This is a genomic window from Streptomyces sp. SDr-06 (assembly GCF_003324565.1).
Classification (GTDB): Bacteria; Actinomycetota; Actinomycetes; order Streptomycetales; family Streptomycetaceae; genus Streptomyces.
The window spans coordinates 30,404-52,537 of the sequence record NZ_QOLA01000001.1; the positions used below are offsets into that span (position 1 = coordinate 30,404).

A 22,134-nucleotide genomic window follows, 5' to 3' on the forward strand; every position below is an offset into this window, starting at 1 on the left:
TTCACATATCACATGCTGCTCCGCATGAGAAAAGTCCTGGCTCTGCTCTCGGCGGCCGCCGCCGTCACAGCCCTCACCGGCACGTCCGCCGGCGCCGCACCCACCGCCCCCGAGGACACCGGGCAGGGGAAGCTCGTCTGGAGTTCCTGCAACGACGCCACCACGCCCACGCTCCAGTGCGCGATGCTCGACGTGCCGGTGGACTACGCCGACCCGCACGGCCGCAAGATCAAGATCAAGGTGAACCGTCTGCCCGCCACCGCGCCGCAGAGCAAGCGGCAGGGGCCGATCCTGCTGAACCCCGGCGGCCCCGGCGACTCCGGGCTTTGGATGCCCGCGTACATCGCCGGACAGATCCCCAAGGACGTCGCGTCGACCTACGACTGGATCGGGTTCGACCCGCGCGGCACCAACAGCAGCGAGCCCCATGTCGTGTGCGACGCCCACTACTTCGACGGCGAGCGCCCGGACTACCAGGTGGGCCAGGGCACTTCGAAGGCCTGGCTGGCGAAGGCGGCCGGGTACGCCGCCGACTGCGCGGCCGACTGGTCCTGGCTGATGCCGCACATGACCACCGTCGACAACGCACGCGACATGGACAGCATCCGGTGGGCGCTGGGGGCGCAGAAGATCAACTTCTATGGTGGCTCCTGGGGCACCTCGCTGGGCTCCACCTACGGTCAGCTCTTCCCCTCGCACGTGCGGCGCATGGTCCTGGACAGCATCGTCGGGCCCACCATCAGCTGGTACGACCACAACATCCTCCAAGACAAGGAACACCAGCGCCGGTTCGACGCCTTCGCGGCCTGGACGGCGAAGGCCGACTCCGTGTACCACCTGGGCACCGACGCCGCCGCGGTCGAGAAGGCGTACCAGCAGGTCGAGGCCGATCTGCGGACGCACCCGGTGGACGCCGCGCCGGCCCCCGGCAAGATCGGCCCGGCGGAGTTCGAGGACACCTTCTACGGGGGTGGCTACAACTTCCTGCGCTGGCCCCGGATGGCCACCGTGCTCTCGGCCTACCTCACCCACCACGACACCCGGGCGCTGAACACCGCCTACAACAAGTACGCCGCGCCGAGTGGTGACGACGGCGCCTTCCCCGCGTACAACGCGGCCCAGTGCACCGAGAACGCCTGGCCGCGCGACTGGGAGTTCTGGAAGAAGGACCAGGCCAAGGTCAACGCCGTCGCACCCTTCTACACGTACAACAACATGTGGTACAACGCGGCTTGCATGTTCTGGCCCTACCAGGGCAACCCGGCCGGCCGCATGAAGATCACGGGCAAGGGCCTGCCGCCCGTGCTGCTCTTCCAGGCCACCGAGGACGCCGCCACCCCGTACCAGGGCGGGCTCGCCATGCACGACGCGCTGCCCGGTTCGAAGCTGGTCGTCCAGAACGGCGGCAGCTTCCACGAGATCCTCTTCCACGGCAATGCCTGCCTGGACGACACCTTCGCCGACTACCTCCGTGATGGGACCCTCCCCACGGGTCGCGGCCGCATCGCCAAGACCTGCGCCCCGGAGCCCGAGCCCGCACCCACGTACGTGAGTGAGCGGTCCCTCACCGCCAAGACCGCCGCTCCGGCCACCCCTCTCGCCCCCACCGACCCCGAGGCCGTGCGCGGCCTCCTGCGGTAACAGAGGCCGCACCACCTCGCCTTCAACGGCCGGTCCCGCCACCCGGGGAGGGACCGGCCGTCGGTCCGGTCAACCGGCCCGGTTCCCCGGAGCCCGGCGTCCCTCCTGGTCAGCGTCGCGCCTTGGACCTTCTGCCGAGGGCGGTCTGCGGCCATGGTCGGGACGGCGCATTGTGCGGGGCGGAGACCTGCGGATGGGATGGGCAGGATCGCCACGGCGGGGCCGGTCCCGCCGTCGCGTTCGGGGCGCGCCATCGGGACCACCACTCGACGAGCGCGACGCGATCCGTACGGCCCCCGCTCCCCGCCGGTACAGAAGGAAGCGCATGACATCCCTGCTCGACGGGTGCACGCCCTGGCCCAAGGAGTTCGTCGACCGCTACTGGGCGGCCGGCTACTGGCGCGGCAACACCCTGGACAACCTGCTGCGCGGCTGGGCCCTCCAGCACGGGCCGCGGACCGCGCTCGTCCACGGCACCACGCGGCTCACCTACGCGAAGCTGAACCGGCAGGCGGACCGCATGGCCGCCGGTTTCCGGCTGCGCGGCATCCGGCCCCGCCAGCGGGTCGTCGTCCAGCTGCCGAACGTTCCCGAGTTCGTCATCACCGTTTTCGCGCTGATGCGCGCCGGTGCGATCCCCGTGCTCTGCCCGCTCGCGCACCGCACGCCCGAGGTGCCCGAGCTCGTGCGGATCACCCAGGCGGTCGGGTACGTCGGTCCCGCGACGCACCGGGGCTTCGACCACACGGCGATGGCGGCCGACATCGCGGCCCAGTGGCCGTTCCTGCGGCGGGTGTTCACCCTGGAGGAGCCGGGCACCGAGTCCCCCTACGGCGGTCTCACGACCGACCCGTCGGGCTGCCAATACTCTCCACTGGGCTCCATCGACGCCGCACCCGAGCCCGCGCTCGCCCAGAGCGCGGACCAGGTGGCGTTCTTCCTGCTCTCCGGCGACAGCGGCACCTCCGCCGCACCCCGGCTCGTTCCGCGCACCCACAACGACTACGGCTACCAGGCACAGGCCGCCGCCGACGCGGTCGCCCTCACCGAGGACGACGTGTACCTCGCCGCGCTTCCGGCCGAGTCCACCTTCGCCCTCGGCTGTCCCGGCATCATCGGCACCCTCGGCGTCGGCGGCACCGTCGTCCTGACCGAGAACCCGGCACCCGCCGCATGCCTGCCGTTGATCGAGCGGGAGAGAGTCACGTTCACCGCCCTGGCGCCCCCGGCCCTCCAGCGCTGGCTCGATGAACTCCCGTCCCACCCCCACGACTTGAGCAGCCTGCGCCTCCTCCAGGTCGGCGGTCCGCCCCTGTCCCGGGCCACCGCCGAGCGGGTCGGCCCGGAGCTGGGCTGTCGCCTCCAGCAGGTCTTCGCCCAGGCCGAGGGGCCCCTCACCCTGACCCGGCCCGCCGATCCGGACGAGACCGTGCTCGCCACGCAGGGCCGCCCGCTCTGCCCCGACGACGAGTTCCGCCTTGTCGACGCCGACGGCAAGGACGTGGCCGACGGGGAGTCCGGCGAGCTGCTGGCCCGCGGCCCCTCCACCGCGCGCGGCTACTACCGGGCCCCCGACGAGAACGCCGACTCCTTCACCGCCGACGGCTACTTCCGCACCGGCCGCCTCGCGCGGCGCACCCCCGACGGCACCTACGTGGTGACGGGCCGCGCCGACCGCGTCCGATAGCGGTCACCCGCAGCGCCCGGCCCGGCCGAGGCGGCGCCGGAGCCGCCTTCCTCCGCCGCGCGGGCCTGCGCCGTACGGACGGCTGCTCGGGAACCCGGCCATCGGCATCGTCGCGCTGATCATCGCCGTTAACCTGGTCGCCGTCTTCCTGGAGGAGGGTTTCCACTGGTTCCTGCCCGACGATCCGGTCCGGTACCAGTTCTTCTCCGACATCGACGTGGTCTGAGACCCCAACCGCCGTGCCGCTCCGCAGATGGTCACCGCGGACGCCAGCCCCGGGGCCGCCTATCTTTGCTGAACTCCGTGACGGATGAGACGAGTTCCGGCCGGACCGGGCGAAGGTATGGCCTCGGCGCGGGGTCCGGTCCATGCTGCATTCCTCGGATCACGCGACCTCGGATCACGGACGGACGGAACTCGCCGATGCGGCCGTACTCGCGCGCCCTGCATGTCCTCGCGCTCGTCCTGGCCGTGGCCGCCACCTGCGGCCAGCCCACCGCCGCCGCCCCGGCCCCGCGCGGCGAGTCCGCCGGATACGGCTCCCGCTACGACAACGTGCTCGACCTGCGAGGCACTCCCGCCGCGGCGCTGCCCGGCGACGCGCGGGACAACAACCCCGTCAACGTCTTCGCCGATCAAGGGGCTTGGCATGCCTACGCCCTGCCCTCGGCCGAAGCCCCGGGCGGCTACGGCGGCTTCACGGGCCCGCTCTACATCGCCCAGGAGTATCCCTGGTGGCTGAGCACCTCCTTCAGCCGCATCCGGCTGAGCGAAGACGGCCGCGCGCTCGACCTGGCAGGCGGCGCCAAGCCCCGCTTCACCTCCCGTCCGGGCGCCCTGGTCCAGACGTACGACATCGGCGGCGGCCTGCGGCTCACCCTTGAACTGCGGTACGCCACCCATCGCACCGCGCTGGTCCGCGCCGCCGTACGCAACACCGGCCGCGCGTCACGCACCCTGGGCGCCGACTGGACGGGGACCCTGCTGCGGCCCGCCGAGGCCCCCATGCGCCAGGCACCCCGTCTGGCCGCCGCGCGCGGGGGTGTGGCCGTCGCTTTCGCCAAGGTCCGCGCCCCCGACGACTTCCTCACCGACGGCACCGAGCGATTCGAGGTGCGGCACGCCGAGCCCGTCCACACGGCCGTGACCGGTGACTCCTACCGTACGGAGCTGGCGCGGCCCTTCACCGTCGCGCCGGGCGCGGAACGCTTCCTGGACTGGACCGAGAGCTTCACGTTCACCGGGGCCGAGCGTGCGGCCGAGGCCGGTCGGATCCGGTCGGCACTCGCCGACCCGACCCGGACCGTCCGGGCCACGGAGGCCCGCTGGCGGCGGTACGTCGACGGTGTGACCGCCGGAGTCCCGGCCGGGCGGCGGCGCCTCGCCGTCAAGGCGCTGGAGACGCTGGTGACCAACTGGCGCAGCGCCGCCGGCTGCCTCGCACACGACGGGATCACGCCGTCCCTCTCGTACAAGTGGTTCGCGGGCGGCTTCTGGGCCTGGGACACCTGGAAGCAGGCGGTCGGTACGGCGCGCTTCGACGCGGGGCTCGCCCAGTCGCAGATCCGCTCGGTGCTCGACCACCAGATTCCGCCCGGCTCCACGACCCGGCCGCAGGACGCCGGGATGATCCCGGACGTCGTCTTCTACAACGATCCGCGGCGGGGCGGGACGAACTGGAACGAGCGGAACAGCAAGCCCCCGCTCGGGGCCTGGTCGGTGTGGCAGGTCTACGGCCGCAGCGGGGACAAGGACTTCCTGCGCGAGGTGTATCCCCAGCTGGCCGCCTATCAGCGCTGGTGGTACCGCAACCGGGACCACGATCACAACGGGCTCGCGGAGTACGGCGCGACGGTGGACCCCGCCAACGACACCGCAGAGCATCAGCGGCAGGCGGCGGCGTGGGAGAGCGGCATGGACAACGCCCCTCGCTTCGACGCCGCCCTTGGCACCTCGGTCGTCCCCAACCGGGACGGCACGGGCCGGGTGACCGGCTACTCGCTGACCCAGGAGTCCGTGGACCTCAACGCCTATCTCTTGGCCGACCAGCGGTATCTGGGCCTGATCGCCGCGGAGCTGGGCGACCGCGCGGCAGCCCGGGACTGGCAGGCCAAGGCCGCCGCCACGGCCCGGGCCGTACGGGAGAGGATGTACGACCCGGCGACCGGCTGGTTCTACGACACCGCGCTCGGCACGGGCACCCGGCTGACGGAGCGGGGGCGCGGGATCGAGGGTGCGATCCCGGTGTGGGCCGGGGCCGCCACCGGGGACCAGGCGGCAGCCGTACGCGAACGGCTCCTGGACCCGGCCGAGTTCGCCACTCCCCTGCCCCTGCCCACGGTGTCCAGAAGCTCGCCGTACTTCGCCGCGCGGCAGTACTGGCGCGGCCCCGTGTGGCTCGACCAGGCCTCCTTCGCACTCGACGCGATGCGCCGCTACGGATACGGCAGCGACGCGGACGCCCTGTCGGCGCGACTGGTCGGCGGTGCTGCCGGGCTCACGGGCGAGGCGCCCCTCATGGAGAACTACGACCCGCTGACCGGGGGCCCGCTCAACTCCCCCAACTTCAGCTGGTCCGCGGCCATGGTGCTCCCGCTGATCGCGGAGCATTGAACGCGCCACGTGTCGCAGGGTGTCGGCTCGGCCGGGCCGCCGCGGTTCGCGTGGGGCCGGAAGCTGCGGGTGTTGGTGGGGCAGGGCAGAATTCCGGGCCATGGGAATCACCGAGCGCGGGCTCAACCGGGCGACCCTGAGTCGGCAACTACTGCTCGCGCGTGAGCGATTGTCCGTGCTGGACGGCGTTCGGCGGCTGGTCGCGCTCCAGGCCCAGCAGCCGGCCTCGCCGTATCTCGCGCTCTGGAACCGGCTCGCCGGATTCGCCCCGGCCGAGCTGGACGAAGCCTTCGCCCGGCGCACCGTCGTCAAGGCGACGCTCATGCGCATCACCCTGCACGCCGTGGCGGCGCAGGACTATCCGGTCTTCCGTGCGGCGATGCAGTCGACGCTGTACAGCTCCCGGCTCGGTTACCGCTTCGCCGCCGCGGGTCTGACGCCCGCGGACGCCGAAGAGCTGGTTCCGCCGCTGCTGGCTTTCGCGGAGCGGCCTCGCAGCGCGGCCGAGATGCAGGGCTGGGTCGAGGAGCGGGTCGGGGCCGCGAAGAAGGACGGCGGGTGGTGGGGGCTCAAGGCCTACGCGCCCTTGCAGCACGTCCCGACGGGCGCGCCCTGGTCGTTCGGTGTCCGGCCGTCCTACATCAGCTCCGGAATCGAGCCGCCTGCCGCCGGGCGGGCGGGGGACCCGGAAGCCCTGCGCACCCTGGTCCTGCGCTATCTGGCCGGGTTCGGGCCCGCCTCTGTGGCCGATGTGGCGCAGTTCGCGCTGGTGCGGCGGCCTCTGGTGAGCGAAGCGCTGGCCGCCCTGGACGGTGCCGTCGTACGCCTCCAGGGGCCGGGAGGTGTCACGCTGTTCGACCTTCCGGATGCCGACCGGCCTCCGCCGGACACCCCTGCTCCACCCCGGCTCATGGCGATGTGGGACAGCGTCCTGCTCGCCTACGCCGACCGGGGGCGTCTGATCCCGGCGGCCTACCGGCCTTCGGTAATCCGGAACAACGGCGACGTGCTGCCCACCCTGCTGGTGGACGGCTATGTCGCCGGAGTGTGGCGGCCGGTCGACGGCGGCATCGAGGCCACCGCCTTCCACCCGCTGTCGGCCGCCGCCTGGGACGGCCTGGCCGCCGAGGCCCGGTCACTGGCGACTCTGCTCGCCGGGCGCGAGCCGGCTCCGTACGGCCGCTACCACCACTGGTGGGCGAAGCTTCCCCAGGTGGACGTCGAGGTACGGACGCTGCCCGTGCGGCCCTGACCGGGCCGGTGCCCGGGACTTCTCGGCCCTCGGCTGTCAGCGGCGGGCCGTGCGCAGCAGGCGGTCGGCGAGGGTCAGGAAGACGAAGAGGTTCGGGACGACGGCCACGGAACGGTTGCTCAGCGTGCGCCACCGCCCGGTGACCTGGATCTTCAGGTACCCGTTCACGACCTCGACCGCCTGGATCTCCTGCCAGGACAGGGACTCCTTCTGGGAGCCGATCCGCTCGGCGCTCATCCACAGGTGGCCGAAGTCGAGTCGCTCCCCCGCCTGGACGGCCGCGACGGCACGCGGCAACTGTGCGTCGGTGACGGCCAGTTGTATCGCCTTTCCCCAGGCGTCGAAGCCCTCCAGGACCCCGCGCGTCACCGTCCGGTCCGAGCGGCCGCGCAGCACGACCTTCGCCCCGTCGACGTCGAGGAGAGTGTACTCGTAGTCCGTGTGCCCGAACGCGCCGGTGTGCCGCACGTTGTTCTGCCAGACGGAGGTCGCGTCGTAGCGCACGACGCTCAGCCGCCCGTCGCTCGAGACGACGCACCCGTCCCGGTAGAGGTCCAGCCTCAGACTCGCGTTGCGCCGCGACCCGGCCCGCTCCCACGAGCGGCCGAGCAACGAAAGCCCGGCCAGCACCGCGAGCACGAGCGCTCCGCCCGCCATGCCGGCCACCAGCAGGACCAACGCGACCACGCCGAGCAGGATGGCCAGGATCGTCATGCATCCCATCCCGCTGGGATCCTGGCGGCCCCCGTAGGCGGCCACATGGGCGCCGAGCCGCGCCCGGCCGGCCGCTTCGGCGACCCCTTCCGGTACCGGCGCGGCCTCCGGCCCTCCTGCGTACGCCCCCTGATCGGTCAACTCCGGTCCCCCTCCGGTTGGTGGGTGTGCAGGCCACTGCTCCACCACACATGAACGCACCACATTAACCACGTCCGATGAACACAGAACAGCCCGGAGGGTAAGAACGAGCGACCCGTCCCGCCGAAGGACCAACCACACCCCGGGCCCCCGAGGGCCGGCGGCACACCTCATCGTTCCCAGCACACTTTCCGGGCAGGACGCGGGCGGGGGCAGAGCGGGGCGTGGTGGGTCGGTGCGGGCTTCGACGCCTTCTCCCGACCGGGCCGGGCCGGACCCGCGGGTCACTCCGGTGACCCTCGTGTTTTCAGCCGACGCGGAGAAGCGTCTCCTTCGCCCGGCACACCCCGCCCGTAGGGTGCGAGCAGCTGAGGTGGCCTTTGCCCACCCGCCCCGTTCCCGGGCTCTTCCGCGTACCGGACGGCTTCACCGGCCGCCCCGCGCCGGGACCGTTCACGGTCGGCCAAGGCCTCGCGTAAACCAGCCCAGAACGGCCTAAACCCTTTGTTTTAGTGGCTATTTGGTCGGGGAGTGATCACTCGTTCGCACGATCGCTCACCGGGGAGTGGCGTCACTGACGGCGTCGCCCCGGCCAAGTCACCAAGACGGGAGCTCCACCCATGCTGCCCTCCATGCCACGCCACGCCCGCGAACGCTTCCTCGCCGAACCACGCGTCGGCGTCCTGGGCGTCACCGACTCGCGGGGCGGCGACCGCGCACCCCTGCTCGTGCCGGTCTGGTACGGGTACGAGCCCGGCGGTGACGTCGTCGTCGGCACCAGCCGGGAGAACATCAAGGCGCGACTCCTGCGCGCCGCCGGGCGGTTCAGCCTCTGCGTGCAGGACGAGACGCGTCCGTACCGGTACGTCAGCGTCGAGGGACCGGTCACGGCGGTCGAGGACCCGATAGCCCCCGCCGTGCGGGAGGCGCTGGCGCACCGGTACCTGGATCCCGAGGAGGCGCGCGCCTATCTGGCGGCGACCTCGGCCCAGCTCAAGGAGGACGTCCTGTTCCGCATGCGTCCCGAGCGCTGGCGCAGCGCCGACTTCGCCGCGTTCGCGGCGGACTTCGCCGAGGAAGGCGCGGGCGGCAGCAGCGGCTGAACGCCGCCGCCCCGAGATCCCCGCGCGGGCCGCGCAGGCCCCGCGCACGTAAGCCGTTCGAGCAAGAAGGACTTGATGAACCACACCGACGTTCCGTTATCCCGCACGCGCCCCTCGGCCGCCTACGCGCCCCGGGCGCTCCGGACACCCGCGCCCGCCTACCCGCGGGACAGCCTCATCCCGGAGCTCTTCGAGGCCCAGGCCGCGGCCCGGCCCGAAGCACCGGCCGCCCGGCACGGCGAGCGCGTCGTGTCCTACGGCCAACTCGACGCCCACGCCGACGCGTTGGCGGACCGCCTGCTCGCCCGCGGCGTCCGCCCCGGCGACCTGATAGGCGTGTGCGGCAGCCGCTCGCTGGAGGCACTGGTGGCGCTGCTCGGGATCCTCAAGGCGGGCTGCGCCTACGTGCCGCTGGACGAGGACCTCCCACCGGCCCGGCTGCGGGCCATGGCCGAGGACGCGGGGCTGAGCGCCGCGGTCACCCTGCCCGGCAGCACCCGCCGTGTGCGCGGTCTACGCGCGTCGGTCGAGGTCGGTCCGCTCGACCGGACCATCGCCGCCGCCGACCGGCCCGCCCTCGCGCGGACCGGCTCCGCGACGGACTGCGCGTACGTGGCCTTCACCTCGGGGACCACCGGCCGCCCCAAGCCGGTCGCCGTGCCGCACCGTGGCGTGGTGCGCCTGGTGCTGTCCGAGCCCGAACTGCCCCCGCCCGGACCGGGCGACGGGATACTGCACGCGTACGGCCTGTCCTCCGACGCCTCGACGATCGAGATCTGGGGCGCGCTGCTCACCGGCGCCTGCCTGGTCCTCGCCGACCGCGCGGAACTGCTCTCCCCCGCCGCGCTGGAACGGCTCTTCCGCACGGCCGGGGTGACCGTGGCCTACCTGACGACGAGCGTGTTCCACCTGATCGCCCGGACCCGCCCCGCCGCGCTCGCCTCACTGCGTTTCGTCTCCGCCGGCGGCGAGGCGATGGACGCGCACCTCGCGAACGCCGTCCTCGCGGCCTGCCCCGACACCACGGTGGTGAACTTCTACGGCCCGACCGAGAACGCGGTCGTCTCCACCGCGCACGTCCTGAGCCCCCTGCCGCGGGACGCCGCACACGTCCCCCTCGGCCGCCCCTTCGGCGCCACCACCTGCCATGTCCTGCGCCCCGACGGCTCGGTCGCGAGGCCGGGCGAGGAAGGGGAGTTGTACGTCGGCGGGGACGGACTGGCCCTGGGCTACCTCGGCGACGCCCGGCTGACCGCCGAGCGGTTCGTCTCGCTGCCCGCCGTCGAACCCGGCGGACCGCTGTACCGCACCGGAGACCGGGTCCGGTGGGACGCCGACGGCCTCCTAGAGTACCGCGGCCGCCTGGACCGCCAGGTCAAGCTGCGCGGCGCCCGCATCGAACTCGACGAGGTGGAGGCCCGGTTGCGGGCCCATCCCGAGGTCGGTGAAGCCGCCGTCGAGGCCGGCCCGGACGCCCTGACCGCCTACGTCACCCCCACCACCCCCGGCCGCACCCCGGCGCTCGCCGCCCTGCGCGCCTACTGCGCCCAGTGGCTGCCCCCGCAGGCCGTCCCCGCCCTCGTGCCCCTGGACCACCTCCCGGTGACCAGCGGCGGCAAGGTCGACCGCGCCCGGCTGAAGTCCGTCACCCCGCCGCCCGGCCCCGACACCGGCGCGGCGAGCACCCCGGAGCGGGGCGGGCCGAAGGTCGAGGGGCTGCTCGACGTGCTCGCCGAGGTGTGGCAGCGGGTCCTGCGGGTGCGTCCGGTGCCCCAGGACGACTTCTTCCTCCTCGGCGGCGACTCCCTGCTCGCCTCGGAGGCCGTCACCCGCACCCTGGCCCTGCTCGGGCTCGACGCCGGCCTCGGCTCGACCCTGATCAGGGCCCTGCTGGCCACCCCCACGCTGGAGGGCTTCACCGCCGCCGTACGCGAGGCCCGGGGCGGCACCGGCGCGGGGGCCGAGCCCGTCGTCGACTTCGTGAGCGAGACCGGGCTCGGCTTCACCCTGCCGCCCGCCGAGGGCCCGGCGCCCACCCCTCAGGACCCCAAGGACGTGCTGCTCACCGGAGCATCGGGCTTCGTCGGCGTGTTCCTGTTGCACCGCCTCCTGCGCACGACAGCCGCCCGCGTCCACTGCCCCGTCCGGGCGTCGGACCCGGCACACGCCAAGCAGCGCGTACGCACCGCTCTCGACCGCTACGGGCTGCGCCTGGACGAGGCCGAGTGGCGGCGCGTGGAGTGCTTCCCCGGTGACCTGACCCATCCGGGCCTGGGTCTCTCGGCCTCCCACGCGGCCACCCTCAGCCGTCACCTCGACCTGATCGTGCACAACGGCGCCCGCGTCAACTTCCTCTATCCGTACGAGCAGTTGCGCCCGGCGAACGTCGACGGGACCCGGGAGGTCATCCGGATCGCGGCCCCGCGCCGGGTGCCCGTGCACTTCGTCTCGACCGTCGCCGTCGCCGCCGGATTCGGCACCGCCGGGGTGCGCGACGTGCCCGAGGACCTGCCGCTCGCCCACGCCGACCGGCTCACCATGGGCTACGCGGAGAGCAAGTGGGTCGCCGAAGGCGTCCTGCGCGAGGCCTCCCGGCAGGGCCTTCCGGTGGCCGTGTACCGGCCGTACGAGGTGACCGGCGACCGGGAGCAGGGCGCGTGCAACACCGAGACGGCCATCTGTTCCCTGTTCAAGACCATCGCCGAGACGGGTCTGGCCCCCGACATCGAGCTGCCGATGGACTTCGTCCCCGTGGACCACCTCGCCGAGTCAGTGGTCCACATCGCCACCCACCAGCCGGCCGACGGCCGCGTCTACCACCTCACCAACCCCCGTCCGGCGATGCTGTCGGACGTCCTGGACCGCATGCGGTCCACGGGCATCACCCTGCGGACCCTGCCGTACGCACAGTGGGTCGGCGAGCTGGTCCGGTACGTCGCCGAGCACCCGACGAGCGCCACGGCGCCCTTCGTGTCCCTGTGTGTGGACCGCGTTCGCGACGGCGACATGTCCGTCAAGGAGATGTACCTCAAGGGCACCTTCCCGGTCCTGGGCCGAAGCAACGCCGAGCAGGCGCTGGCCGGCAGCGGGCTGCACTGCCCGCCGGTCGACGCGGCACTCCTCGACCGTTACCTGGAGTACTTCTTCGCGTCCGGTTACATCGCACGCCCAGGTCACCCGCCGCACCGCGGCACGCCGTACGCACCCGGGGCGGGATCGGAGGACGCCGCATGAGCTGTCCCGAAGCCCTCATCCCGGTACCGCAGGTCCAACCTGGTACGGCGGGCCCGCCGTGCGCGTACGCCCGGTTGCGGGCCGAACACCCCGTCGTCAAAGCGGAGTTGCCCAACGGCGAGAGCGGCTGGCTGATCAGCCGGTACGAGGACGCGCGGGCCGCGTTCGCCGACCCCCGGCTCGTCCGGCCGCTCCTGTCGGCGTGGCCGCCGCGCGCGGGGGCCGATGCCCCGCCACCGGCCCTGCCGACCTTCCTGGAGATGACCGGCGAGCACCACGAGCGCGTACGCCGCGTCGTCCTGCCGATGTTCGGCCGCCGCCGTCTCGCAGGCATGCGGCCCCGGATCCGGGCGATGGCCGGGGAACTCGTCGACACGATGGTGGCCGGGGCCGGCGAGGGCAGGACGGCGGATCTCGTCGCGTCCTACGCGGAGCCGCTGCCGCTGCGCGTGCTGTGCGAGACCATCGGCCTGCCCTACGAGGACCGCGAGATCTACCTGCCGCACACCCTCACGCTGCTCGGCGCGGCCGGGCTCACGATGGATGAGGTGCTCGCGGCCCTGTACGCGCTCCAGGACTACGCCGACGAGCTCATCTGCGCCCGGGAGAAGGACGGCGTGGGCGACGACTACATCGGGGCACTCCTGGCGGAGGCCCGGCGGCCGGGCGGCCGGCTGAGCCGGGACGACGTCGTCAGCTTCGTCGTCACCATGCTGATGGCGGGCTACAAGACCAACATCCAGCACACCGGCAACGCCCTGCTCGCCCTGCTCACCCATCCCGACCAGCTGAGCGGCCTGCGCGAAGCGCCCGAGCGGATCGGCAGCGCGGTGGAGGAGCTGCTGCGGTACGTCCCGCTGATGAACGCCATCAACATCCTCGTCGCGACCGAGGACTTCACCCTGCACGGGCAGCGGATCCGGGCCGGTGACGCGGTCGTCCCGGTGCCCGCGTCCGCCAACCGCGACCCGGAGGCGTTCGCAGACGCCGACCGTCTCGACCTCACCCGGGCGCCCAACGCGCACCTCGCGTTCGGCCACGGTCCGCACGCGTGCCTGGGCGGACACCTGACCCGGCTGCAACTGGCCATCGCCATCGAGGTGTTGCTGGAGCGGCTGCCCGCGATCGAGCTGGCCGCGCCGCCCGAGGCCATCGCCTGGGACGAGACCTCCCCGCTGCGCGCCCCGGCCCGATTGCCCGTGCGGTGGTGACTCCGCCCGTTCCGCCGCACCGTACGCGACCCGATGAGAGAGGCCCGCATCCCGTGACCGCACCGCACGCCCCCGCCACCGGGGCGACCCCGCACGAAGACTCCCTCCCGCACTACCCGTTCAGCACCCGGGGCGACCGGCTCGCCCCGGAACTCACCGAGCTGCGCGGCAGCTGCCCGGTGGCCCGGGTCCGCGCCAACTCCGGTGATCAGGCCTGGCTGGTCACCGGCTACGAGCTCACCCAGCATGTGCTGCGCGACCGCGCCTTCGGGCGCTCGGTGCTCGCGGAGGCGACCAGCCCCGCGCAGGACGCCCCGATCATGGCGCCCGAACTGCTCGACGCCATGAACCACCTCCAGAAGGCGGGGCTGCGCGACGAAGTCCTCAAGGCGCTCGGCCGCAACCAGCCCGCCCTGCCGGCCGACTGGGTCGAGGGCGTGACCCGCGAGGGCCTCGACGCGATGGTCCGCGACGGCGCCCCCGGCGACCTCCAGCGTCACTTCGCGGAGTGGGTCGCCGCCCAGTGCATGTGCCGTCTGCTCGGCCTGCCCTTCGAGGACCACGCGTGGCTGGCCCGCCGCGCCGACCTCGACCTGACCATGGTCACCCCCACCCACGAGGAACTGGCCCGCAACTGGGAGGAGGTACGCCAGTACATGCAGGAGCACATGGCCGCCCGCGACCCGGGCAGGCCCCGTGGCCTGGCCGACCGGCTGGCCGACCTCAACGCCCCTCATCAAGGACTGACGATGCGTCAACTCTCCAACATCGTGTCCGTTCTCTTCGTGAGCGGCTACGAGGACTTCGCGAGCTTCCTGGGCGTCGCCTCCCTGAATCTGCTGCGCCACCCCGAGGCCATGAGCAGGGTCAGAGAGCGCCCGGAGACCATGCCGCAGTGCGTGGAGGAGCTGCTGCGCTGCAGCGTCGTCCTGGGCAACGCCATCCCGCGTTTCGTCACCCGCGACGCCCGGCTCGGCCCCGCGAAGGTGACGGAGGGCGAGATGATCCTGCTCTCCCTGGACGCGGTGAACTACGACCCGGCCGCGTTCCCCGACGCCGATACCTTCGACCCCGCCCGCTCCCCCAACCCGCACCTCCGCTTCGGCTACGGCCGCCATCACTGCCCCGGCGCCCATCTGGTGCGGCGTCAGTCCGAGGTCGCCTTCCGCACCCTCCTGGACCACCTGCCCGGCATCTGTCTCGCCGTCCCGCCGACGGAGGTTCCCTGGCACCCCAACCGCATGGCCATCATGGCGGCCGAGCTCCCCGTGACCTGGTGAGCCGGACGCGCCTTCACCGAAGGGCGCCCACGCCGTGACGCGCTGCTGCCCCCGCCTCGTCCGGGCGGGGGCAGCCGTCCTGAGCGCCGGGTTGCGGAGTGGGTGATCACGGTGCTGGACTGGAGCTACGCCCGCACAGCGCGGGGAAGCCCGGCCCCGTCCGGCTCAACCCCCCTTCGTCGCGGACCCGTTGGCAGCACAGTCGGCCCATGCTGGTTAAGGAGTGCTCGGGGACATGGACTATGTGAGTCGGTTCCGCCGCGACATCGAGGCCTTCGAGAACGCCGCGCTCAAGGCGTCGGGGAAGGCGGGCGCCCACGGGATTCCGCTGGTCCCTTCGTGCCCGGGCTGGTCGGTGGCCGATCTCGTCTTCCATCTGGGTGCCGTGCACCGCTATGTGAGCCGCGTGATCGGCGAGGGGCTCCTCGACCAGCCCGACGACACCGACTTCACGTTCCTGTCCCTCCCCGCGAACCCGGAGGGCTGGCCGAATCCTCAACACGCCCCGAACCAGGCCTTGTTGCCTTCCGAACTCGTCGGATGGTTCCACGAGGGGGCCTCCCGGCTGGCGACCGTGTTCACCGAGCACGATCCCGCCGAACGGGTGTGGTCCTGGTCGCAGGAGCAGTCCGTGGGCTTCTGGCAGCGCATGCAGGCCATCGAGGCGTCCGTACACCTCTGGGACATCGAGAACGCCCTGGGCGACCCCCGGCCGGTGGACCGCCTGCTCGCCGCCGACGCCGTGCGCCACACCTTCGAGGTCATGGCTCCCGCCCGCCGCGCCCGCCAGAACGCCCCGGCGGGGCAGGGCGAACGGCTCCGGTTCCGGCAGTCCGACGGCTCCGGCGTCTGGATCGTGCAGCTGGACCCGGACGGCGTCCGGCTGAACTCGGGCACCGGATGCTGTGACGTCGAACTGACGGCCACGGCCTCGGACCTGATGCTGTTCCTGTGGCACCGCATCCCCGCCGACGGCCTGGAGGTCCGGGGCGACGGCGCCCTCCTGGAGCGCTACTTCAAGCTGGTCCCGCCGCTGTAGCCGCGACCGTCCCGACGCCTCGCCGCGCTTCGCCTCCGCCCCCGCGCCGAGCCCACGACGTCAGCACCCGGTCAGCGGCAGCGCGGGGAAGGGATGATCACTCCAGATCCGGCGCGAGGCTTCCTCCGGGTACGGAACGACGGTGGACTCGACGTCGAAGAGCCGGGCCTGGCGCTGGCGGGTGTCGTAGGCGGGCCAGCCGGGATCTCCGTGCGTGGCAAAGGCGGTCCACGCGGCGCGCATCCGCGCGGACAGGTCCTCCGCCTGCGGATACGGCGCTTCCCCGATCAGCGCGGCGGGCTGACCACGGTCCAGGGTGCCGAAGACCAGGGGCACGTCCAGGCCGTGGCAGGCGCCGAAGGCACCGCCCATGCCGGGCGCGGGCCAGGTCAGTTCGTACAGGTGCGCCCGGCCTCCGCCGGCCACCTGGGCTTCAGCCAGGCGGAGGGTCGGCATCCGGAACAGCCAGTCGGACTGGACCAGTTCGTACAGCTCGTCCGGGCTCGCGAAGGGAAACGCCTCGCGGTAGCGGCGTGCGCCGTCCGGTTCCGGTGCGAAGGCATCGAGGGCGGCCGCCGCCTGCTCCTCGGTCACCCGGCCGAGGAGTCCGTCGAGCACGGTGAACAGGCGTTGCTCGTCACGGGTGTGGCCGACCATGAGGTCGATGGCACGCCCGCCGCCGTCGGCCAGGGCCTGCCACGGTGGGGCGGTCAGCGTGTCACCGTCCACGACGGGCGCGAAGAACACCGACCGTCGCGCCGCGCGGCCCCAGCGGTGCCCCCGCTGACCGGCCTTCGCGGCGATCACGTCACCGGCCGCGGACAACCGCCGCGGATGCACGTCCGCCAGGTCGGCCACCGTCGGGCGCAGTCCGAGCTCGGCGGCGCAGGCGGCCGTGATGTCGGCCGCGAGCTCCGGTGAGAAGTAGGTGCCCTGTGCGCTCTGCGCGACGGCGCGGCGGAAGAGCCCTGCCGCCCGGTCCGTGGCGAGGAGTGCGGCCACCGATCCCCCGCCCGCCGACTGGCCGAAGACGGTCACCCGTCCCGGATCGCCGCCGAAGGCCTCGATGTTGTCGCGCACCCACTCCAGGGCGGCCACCTGGTCGAGCAGGCCCCGGTTGGCCGGGGCCCCCTCGATCTGCGCGTAACCCTCAAGTCCCACGCGGTAGTTGAAGGTCACCACGACGACCCCGCCGTCCCGGGCCAGCCGGGTGCCGTCGTACTCCGGCAGACCCGACATGCCGATCACGTAGGCCCCGCCGTGGATCCACACCATCACCGCGAGCCCCGCGCCGCGTTCGCATACGGGCGACCAGACATTGACCGTGAGCCAGTCGTCATCCGCCGGGTCCCCCGCCAGGGCGTCCATGCCGAAATGGGCGGCCTGGGGTGGCGGCGGCCCGTAGCAGGCGGCCTCCCGCACACCGCTCCAGCCACGTACGGGCCGCGGCGCGGCGAACCGCAGCGCGCCGACCGGTGGCTCGGCGAACGGGATGCCCCGGAAGTCCGCGACTCCGGCCTCCATGGTGCCGCGCAACACCCCACCGGGCGAGCGGACTTCGGGCCGTGAGGCGGAAGGATCGGACCCGGCACCAGTCATCGCGACGCCCCTTCGCAAGGGTGGAGGCCGCACCGCCTCCGTCCGCAGCGCATCATCCTGCGCGGGTCCCGTACCGCGCCAGCCAATTACGACAGAACGGCGCCGAGCGGCGGCGGCTCGCGGCCCTACCGGTCCCGGCCGGGCCGTCCAGTGATCGACGCGAGGAAGTCGTCGAGCAGGGCGATCTGCACCTGCTCGGGGAAGCGGGCCGGGTCGAAGAGAGCCTGGACCACGAGTCCGTGGGTGAACGCCACGGCGGTGGCGGCCAGTTGCTCCGGGTCGGCCGACTCGGGCAGCTCGCCAGCGGTGCGCGCGGCCTCCAGGTGCGGGCTGATCGCCGAACGCATCCGCGTGTAGCGGTCCGCCTGCTCCACGCCCAGGCCCTCGTCGGCGAGGGCGAGGTCCCAGGAGCTGACCCAGATCCGGTTGCGGGCCGTGTCGTCCGGGGTCAGCGGCAGGATGTCGAGGAGCATCGCGCGCAGCGCGGCGATCCCCTCGCCGGGACGCTCCCGCCGGGGCCGCTCCGCCGTGCGGGTCTCCAACAGCTGCAGGGCGTGGGCGACGAGGGCCCGCTTGGTCGGGAAGTAGTGCATGAGCATGCCGGTGGACACCTCCATGGCGGAGGCGACGGCTCGCAGGGTGAGGCCCCCGAACCCGCGGTCGGCCAGCACTTCCCACACCGCCTGGGATACGTCTTCGCGGCGTGCTTCACGGTCTCCGGGGGCGGGCGGCATGCTGCTACCTTACATACCGAACGCTTGTTACGTACCCGTGGAATGAGGCATCCCGTGTTCGCACTGCCGCTCGGCGACGACGCCCAGCTCCGCCCCCTGGAACCCTGGCAGGCGCCGGAGTTCCTGGCCCACATGGACCGTGCCCGCCCCTACGTCGACCCGTGGATACCCTGGGCCACGTTCAGCACGGACCTCGCCGGCGCCGAGTCCACCTTGCGGCGCTACGCGGAACGGCAGGCCGAGGACTCCCGCCGGATCTACGGCATCTGGCTCGACGGCACCCTGGTCGGCGGGGTCATGTTCACGAGCTTCGACACGGTGTCGGGCGTGTGCGAGATCGGCTGCTGGCTGGAGGAGAAGGGCGCCGGCCGGGGGCTGGTGACGCGGGCGTGCCGGGTGCTGATCGACTGGGCGTTCACCGAGCGGGCGATGAGCCGCGTCGAATGGTGGGTCACGCCCGACAACACCCGCAGCATCCAGGCGGCACGCCGGCTCGGGATGACCCGCGAGGGCGTGCTGCGCCGGCGCTACCCGTACCGGGACGTCCGGCACGACTCGGAGGTCTGGGCGGTCCTCGCCGAGGAGTGGCCGCCCGCGGAGGGGAACCGCGCGGACCTTCCGGCCGACACCGTCCTCGCCCCGCCCGAGCCCGAGGTCAAGGCGGAGCTCGACCGCCTGATGACCACCTTCCTCGGCGCGTTCACCAACACCGGGGGCGGTCGCCCCGACGTCGGCATCGTCCGGGAGGTCTTCATTCCGCAGGGGCTGATCATCAGCAACGCCGGGGACGAGCCCGTGGTCTACGACCTCGACTCGTTCGTGGCGCCCCGCGAGAAGATCCTCAACGACGGGACCCTGACGGAGTTCTCGGAGTGGGAGGTCGCCGAGCGGACCGAGGTCTTCGGGTCGGTCGCCCAGCGGTTCAGCGCGTACCGCAAGTCCGGACGCCTCAACGGCGAATGGTTCGAGGGCTCCGGCCACAAGACCACCCAGTTCGTGCGGACACCGGCCGGCTGGAAGATGAGCTCCCTGTCCTGGGACGACGAGTAGCGGGGCGCCCCTCGCCCGCGGCCCTTCCCCGTGGCGGTCCCGCCTCCCCCGCGGCGGGACCGCCACGGCGAACTCTCCGCTCGCGAACGCCGAGCGCCTCGCCGCCCAGGCGCCGGAGGACGCCCGGGCGTCAGAAGACGAAGTAGCTCGCCCCGAACGTCGTCGCCGACTGCCCGGGGTCCACCTCCGCCGTCACCGGGCCCTGGCAGTTCGCCGCGGCATGCACCAGGACCACGGAGTTCGTGTGGTTTTGGACCGAGACCGGGGAAGACGTCGCGTAGCAGCCCCTGCCCGGGTTCTCCTGGAGCACCCCGTTGACGACCAGGAATCCGGTCGCCGCCTGAGCGGGCACGGCGAGCGCGAGCACACCGGCGGCGACCAGCGTGCCGAGCGCGGCGATACGACGGCGCATGATGAATCTCCCTCCCACAGGGGCCACGGCCGCGGCCGCGCCCCTCCAGCACATGTCTGACTTACCCATCCTTTCCGGGACAGGAAGCGCGCGGCTATCCCTCAATGAGATGAGGCCGTACGGCGCTTCGCCGCACTCCTCGGGCCGCATTTCCTCGGGTAGTAACGAACACATAACGGGACTAGCCCAAACTTCAGTGCCTGTTAGAACGCCGGACAGGCAACCCGCAGCCCTCGGCCACCCGGTGGCGTCAGGCTCGTCCCGGCCGGGCGTCACAGACAGCACCCGGCACCCCGCCGACTCGCCAACTCCCGTGCCAAGAACGCCCGTTCAGGGAGCACGGAGTCGACTGCCCTCACCTCAAGGAGTGCCCATGAGTCCCGTGACGCGACGCAGATTCATCAGCATGGCGGCGGGCGCCACCGGCTCCGCCGCCGCGCTGTCCGCCCTGCCGGGCGCCCTCCAGCAGGCGCTCGCCGCGCCCGTCACCGGGGGCAGCATCGGCGACATCCAGCACGTGGTCGTCTTCATGCAGGAGAACCGGGCGTTCGACCACTACTACGGGACGATGCGGGGCGTGCGCGGCTTCGCCGACCGCAACGCCCTCAACCTGCCGGGCGGCAGGTCCGTGTTCCACCAGCCGTACGCCAACTCCGACGGCTACATCCTGCCGTTCCGCATGGACACCGCCACGACCAGCGCCATCTGTGCCGACGCCCCGGCGATGAGCTACCCGGTGGACACGGCCATCTGGAACAACGGCAAGTACGACGCCTGGAACACCGCCCGCACGCCCGGCCTCGGCATGGGCCACTTCCAGCGGGCGGACCTGCCCTTCTACTACGCGCTCGCCGACGCGTTCACCCTGTGCGATCACTACTTCTGCTCGACGCTGACCCAGACCAATCCGAACCGGCTGCACCTGTTCACCGGCTCCAACGGGCTCTCGGTGGGCAAGAGCGCGGTCCTCGACAACACCGAGCCGAGCGCCGGGTTCGCCTGGACCACGTACGCGGAGCGCCTGGAGGCGGCAGGGATCAGCTGGAAGATCTACCAGCAGAGCGACAACTTCGACGACAACGCCCTGGCCTGGTTCGCCAACTTCAAGAACGCCAAGCCCGGTTCGGCCCTGCACGACAAGGGCATGGCGACCGTCCCCGACCTGGTGACGGCCTTCAGGAACGACATCGAGGCGGGCACCCTGCCCCAGGTGTCGTGGATCATCGCCCCGGCCGCCCAGTCCGAGCACGCCAACTACAAGCCCGCGTGGGGCGAGGACCTGTCGGCCCGGCTCCTTTCGGCGCTGGCCGCCAACCAGAGCGTGTGGTCCAAGACCGCCTTCCTCCTCAACTACGACGAGAACGGCGGCTTCTTCGACCACATGCCACCGCCCGTACCGCCCGCCTCCGCGGGACAGGGCATCAGTTCCGTCGGCACGGCGGGCGAGATCTCCGGCGGCAAGGCGATCGGCATGGGGCCGCGCGTCCCGCTCATCGTCGTCTCGCCCTGGTCGCGCGGCGGCTACGTCTGCTCCCAGGTCTTCGACCACACCTCGGTGATCCGCTTCCTGGAGCAGCGGTTCGGCGTCCACGAGCCCAACATCAGCGCCTGGCGCCGGGCCGTGAGCGGCGACCTGACGTCCGCCTTCGCGTTCACCGCGGCCGACACCTCCTGGCCGTCCCTGCCCGACACCAGCGGTTACGTCTCCGGCGCCGACACCCAGTGCTCCACCCTGCCCGCGCCCCGGGTTCCCGCCCAGCAGTCCCTGCCGGTGCAGGAGTCCGGCACCAGACCGGCACGGGCGCTGCCCTGGCAGCCGAACGCGAACGGCAGGACCGACTGCGCGGGCGGCCGGTTCTGGATCGACATGACCAACACCGGTACGGCGGGCGTGACGTACTCCGTCCATCCCAACGCCTACCGCACGGACGGCCCCTGGCTGTACACGGTCGCCGGCGGGGCCACCGTGTCCGACTACTGGGTCGCGGGCACGCCCACCTGGGCGTACGACCTGTCGCTGTACGGGCCCAACGGCTTCCACCGCCGGTTCGCGGGCAACCGCGTCACCGCCTGCGCCGGATCCGCGGCCTCGGTGGAGGTGGCCACCCGCTACGACACCACCGGCGGCCAGGTGGTCCTGGACCTCACCAACTCCGGCGGCACCCCGGCCACCGTGACCGTCACCGACAACGCGTACGCGACCGGCGGACCCTGGACCTACTCCGTCCCGGCCCACACCACCGCGCCGGTCACCGCGTCCTTCGCCACGGTCAGCGGCTGGTACGACCTGACGGTCACCGCGAACACCACCGACGGCTTCCTGCGCCGCCTCGCCGGGCATCTGGAGACGGGCGCACCGAGCGTCACGGACCCCGCGATGGCCGCGGCGGCAGCCGCCTCACGGACGGGGAACTGACGAGCCCG

15 protein-coding genes are annotated in these 22,134 nt (G+C 72.5%); 11 read left to right on the forward strand and 4 right to left on the reverse strand.

Annotation, left to right across the window (positions count from 1 at the left end):
* Positions 1 to 24: 24 nt before the first annotated feature.
* From DT019_RS00160 to DT019_RS00175, 4 genes are all read left to right on the forward strand, one after another.
* The gene (locus DT019_RS00160; RefSeq protein WP_114035239.1) at positions 25 to 1,641 is read left to right on the forward strand and encodes an alpha/beta hydrolase; all 1,617 of its coding nucleotides are present in this window, start codon (positions 25 to 27) and stop codon (positions 1,639 to 1,641) included.
* Between the two features lie 325 nt (positions 1,642 to 1,966).
* Complete coding sequence (locus DT019_RS00165; protein ID WP_114034477.1) at positions 1,967 to 3,328, forward strand: (2,3-dihydroxybenzoyl)adenylate synthase; 1,362 nt, start codon at positions 1,967 to 1,969, stop codon at positions 3,326 to 3,328.
* 423 nt (positions 3,329 to 3,751) lie between these two features.
* Positions 3,752 to 5,941 carry an MGH1-like glycoside hydrolase domain-containing protein gene (locus DT019_RS00170; protein WP_114034478.1) on the forward strand — a complete coding sequence of 730 codons (2,190 nt, stop codon included), beginning with the start codon at positions 3,752 to 3,754 and terminating at the stop codon, positions 5,939 to 5,941.
* Between the two features lie 100 nt (positions 5,942 to 6,041).
* A complete protein-coding gene (locus DT019_RS00175; RefSeq protein ID WP_114034479.1) occupies positions 6,042 to 7,193 on the forward strand; it encodes a winged helix DNA-binding domain-containing protein in 1,152 nt (383 codons plus the stop codon).
* Positions 7,194 to 7,229: 36 nt separating this feature from the next.
* On the opposite strand, the gene DT019_RS00180 is transcribed toward DT019_RS00175, so the two are convergent.
* On the reverse strand, positions 7,230 to 8,048 hold the full coding sequence (locus DT019_RS00180) for a DUF6585 family protein (protein WP_147267242.1): 819 nt from the start codon (positions 8,046 to 8,048) through the stop codon (positions 7,230 to 7,232).
* Positions 8,049 to 8,680: 632 nt separating this feature from the next.
* Between DT019_RS00180 and DT019_RS00185 the strand changes: the two genes are divergently transcribed.
* From DT019_RS00185 to DT019_RS00205, 5 genes are all read left to right on the forward strand, one after another.
* The gene (locus DT019_RS00185) at positions 8,681 to 9,151 is read left to right on the forward strand and encodes a pyridoxamine 5'-phosphate oxidase family protein (protein WP_223279222.1); all 471 of its coding nucleotides are present in this window, start codon (positions 8,681 to 8,683) and stop codon (positions 9,149 to 9,151) included.
* A gap of 75 nt (positions 9,152 to 9,226) precedes the next feature.
* On the forward strand, positions 9,227 to 12,385 hold the full coding sequence (locus tag DT019_RS00190) for an amino acid adenylation domain-containing protein (RefSeq protein WP_114034482.1): 3,159 nt from the start codon (positions 9,227 to 9,229) through the stop codon (positions 12,383 to 12,385).
* Complete coding sequence (locus tag DT019_RS00195) at positions 12,382 to 13,596, forward strand: cytochrome P450 family protein (RefSeq protein ID WP_114034483.1); 1,215 nt, start codon at positions 12,382 to 12,384, stop codon at positions 13,594 to 13,596. Before DT019_RS00190 ends, DT019_RS00195 begins: the two co-directional genes overlap by 4 nt.
* Before the next feature lie 53 nt (positions 13,597 to 13,649).
* Positions 13,650 to 14,876, forward strand: a complete 1,227-nt coding sequence (locus DT019_RS00200; RefSeq protein ID WP_114034484.1) for a cytochrome P450 — start codon at positions 13,650 to 13,652, stop codon at positions 14,874 to 14,876.
* 235 nt (positions 14,877 to 15,111) lie between these two features.
* A complete protein-coding gene (locus DT019_RS00205; protein ID WP_114034485.1) occupies positions 15,112 to 15,915 on the forward strand; it encodes a maleylpyruvate isomerase family mycothiol-dependent enzyme in 804 nt (267 codons plus the stop codon).
* Between the two features lie 60 nt (positions 15,916 to 15,975).
* Here the strand turns inward: DT019_RS00205 and DT019_RS00210 are convergent, their stop codons facing one another.
* Positions 15,976 to 17,514: a carboxylesterase/lipase family protein gene (locus DT019_RS00210; RefSeq protein WP_114034486.1), complete on the reverse strand. Its 1,539-nt coding sequence runs from the start codon at positions 17,512 to 17,514 to the stop codon at positions 15,976 to 15,978.
* A gap of 125 nt (positions 17,515 to 17,639) precedes the next feature.
* A complete protein-coding gene (locus tag DT019_RS00215; protein WP_114034487.1) occupies positions 17,640 to 18,248 on the reverse strand; it encodes a TetR/AcrR family transcriptional regulator in 609 nt (202 codons plus the stop codon).
* Positions 18,249 to 18,302: 54 nt separating this feature from the next.
* Between DT019_RS00215 and DT019_RS00220 the strand changes: the two genes are divergently transcribed.
* Positions 18,303 to 19,298: a GNAT family N-acetyltransferase gene (locus DT019_RS00220; protein WP_114034488.1), complete on the forward strand. Its 996-nt coding sequence runs from the start codon at positions 18,303 to 18,305 to the stop codon at positions 19,296 to 19,298.
* Between the two features lie 130 nt (positions 19,299 to 19,428).
* Here the strand turns inward: DT019_RS00220 and DT019_RS00225 are convergent, their stop codons facing one another.
* Positions 19,429 to 19,710, reverse strand: coding sequence for a hypothetical protein (locus DT019_RS00225; RefSeq protein ID WP_147267243.1), 282 nt, complete (start codon positions 19,708 to 19,710; stop codon positions 19,429 to 19,431).
* A gap of 373 nt (positions 19,711 to 20,083) precedes the next feature.
* Here DT019_RS00225 and DT019_RS00230 point away from each other — a divergent pair, with 373 nt between their 5' ends.
* Positions 20,084 to 22,126 (forward strand): phosphocholine-specific phospholipase C, encoded by a 2,043-nt coding sequence (locus DT019_RS00230; RefSeq protein WP_114034490.1) that lies wholly within the window; start codon positions 20,084 to 20,086, stop codon positions 22,124 to 22,126.
* Positions 22,127 to 22,134 lie beyond the last annotated feature (8 nt).

Coding starts and splice junctions, on each gene's coding strand:
- DT019_RS00210 (WP_114034486.1), bottom strand. CDS start 17,514: ATGACTGGTGCCGGGTCCGATCCTTCCGCCTCACGGCCCGAAGTCCGC.
- DT019_RS00225 (WP_147267243.1), bottom strand. CDS start 19,710: ATGCGCCGTCGTATCGCCGCGCTCGGCACGCTGGTCGCCGCCGGTGTG.
- DT019_RS00205 (WP_114034485.1), top strand. CDS start 15,112: ATGGACTATGTGAGTCGGTTCCGCCGCGACATCGAGGCCTTCGAGAAC.
- DT019_RS00175 (WP_114034479.1), top strand. CDS start 6,042: ATGGGAATCACCGAGCGCGGGCTCAACCGGGCGACCCTGAGTCGGCAA.
- DT019_RS00160 (WP_114035239.1), top strand. CDS start 25: ATGAGAAAAGTCCTGGCTCTGCTCTCGGCGGCCGCCGCCGTCACAGCC.
- DT019_RS00195 (WP_114034483.1), top strand. CDS start 12,382: ATGAGCTGTCCCGAAGCCCTCATCCCGGTACCGCAGGTCCAACCTGGT.
- DT019_RS00230 (WP_114034490.1), top strand. CDS start 20,084: ATGAGTCCCGTGACGCGACGCAGATTCATCAGCATGGCGGCGGGCGCC.
- DT019_RS00170 (WP_114034478.1), top strand. CDS start 3,752: ATGCGGCCGTACTCGCGCGCCCTGCATGTCCTCGCGCTCGTCCTGGCC.
- DT019_RS00185 (WP_223279222.1), top strand. CDS start 8,681: ATGCCACGCCACGCCCGCGAACGCTTCCTCGCCGAACCACGCGTCGGC.
- DT019_RS00215 (WP_114034487.1), bottom strand. CDS start 18,248: ATGCCGCCCGCCCCCGGAGACCGTGAAGCACGCCGCGAAGACGTATCC.
- DT019_RS00165 (WP_114034477.1), top strand. CDS start 1,967: ATGACATCCCTGCTCGACGGGTGCACGCCCTGGCCCAAGGAGTTCGTC.
- DT019_RS00190 (WP_114034482.1), top strand. CDS start 9,227: ATGAACCACACCGACGTTCCGTTATCCCGCACGCGCCCCTCGGCCGCC.